Annotated in this window: 1 protein-coding gene; it reads right to left on the reverse strand. The window is 71.0% G+C overall.

Features of this window, described 5'->3' with window-relative positions:
* Nucleotides 1–106: 106 nt before the first annotated feature.
* The gene (gene folD, locus QMX83_RS21485) at nucleotides 107–1,000 is read right to left on the reverse strand and encodes a bifunctional methylenetetrahydrofolate dehydrogenase/methenyltetrahydrofolate cyclohydrolase FolD (protein ID WP_282298653.1); all 894 of its coding nucleotides are present in this window, start codon (nucleotides 998–1,000) and stop codon (nucleotides 107–109) included.
* Nucleotides 1,001–1,125: the final 125 nt, after the last annotated feature.

Raw genomic sequence — 1,125 nt, forward strand, 5'->3', positions numbered from 1 at the left:
GGGGGCTGGGGTAGCGCCCCCGATGTGGGGGGGGGGCCGCGAAGCGGGGGGGGCGTGGGTGGTGGGGAGGAGGGGCCCGCGGTTCGCACAGCGAACCGTGGGAGCGTCAGCGCGAATGCGATGTCGCGTACCCTTCGGCGGCCTCGATCGTGTTCTGCATCAGGGTCGCCACGGTCATCGGCCCTACCCCACCCGGCACCGGGGTGATCCAGCTGGCGCGCTCGGCGGCGGCCTCGAAGCCGACATCGCCGACCAGGCGGCCGTCGTCCAGCCGGTTGATGCCGACGTCGATCACCACCGCGCCCGGCTTGACCCACTCCCCCGGCACGATGCCGGGGCGGCCGACCGCGACCACCAGGATGTCGGCGTTGCGCACGGCCTGTTCGAGCACGTCCTTGGGGGTGAACTTGTGGCAGCTGGTCACGGTGCAGCCGGCGATCAGCAGTTCCAGGCCCATCGGGCGGCCGACGTGGTTGCTCACGCCCACGATGGTGGCGTTGCGGCCACGCACCGGCTGGTCGGTGTGCCCCAGCAGCGTGGTGATGCCGCGCGGGGTGCACGGGCGCAGGCCGAATTCACGCAGGGCCAGGTGGCCGACGTTTTCCGGGTGGAAGCCGTCCACGTCCTTGCGCGGGTCGATGCGGTGGATCAGGCGGCTGGCGTCGGGAATGCCCGGCAGCGGCAGCTGCACCAGAATGCCGTGGATCTTGGGGTCGGCGTTGAGCTGGTCGATCAGGGTCAACAGCTGCGCTTCGGTGGTGCCGGCCGGCAGGTCGTAGTCGAACGCCTCGATGCCCACTTTTTCGGCGGCGCGGCGCTTGTTGCGCACGTACACGGTCGAGGCCGGGTCGCCCCCCACCAGCACCACGGCCAGCCCCGGGCGGCTGCCGCCAGCGGCCAGACGGGCGTCAACGCGGACCTTCAGGCTGTCCAGCAGGTCTTCGGCGATGCGGCGGCCGTCCAGGATGCGGGCGGAATGGGGGGCGGTGGAGTCAGTCATCGAAGGGGCGCGGCGGCGAGTGGGGAGCGTATTGTCCCCGATTAGCGTGGTCTGGAACACCGGTAGCGCCGGCCCTTTGGCGGCCCCCCCTATTGGCGCGGCCCTGACAATAAAACCAAAATCCG

The sequence above is a fragment of the Stenotrophomonas sp. PS02289 genome (genome assembly GCF_029960115.1).
GTDB lineage: Bacteria > Pseudomonadota > Gammaproteobacteria > Xanthomonadales > Xanthomonadaceae > Stenotrophomonas.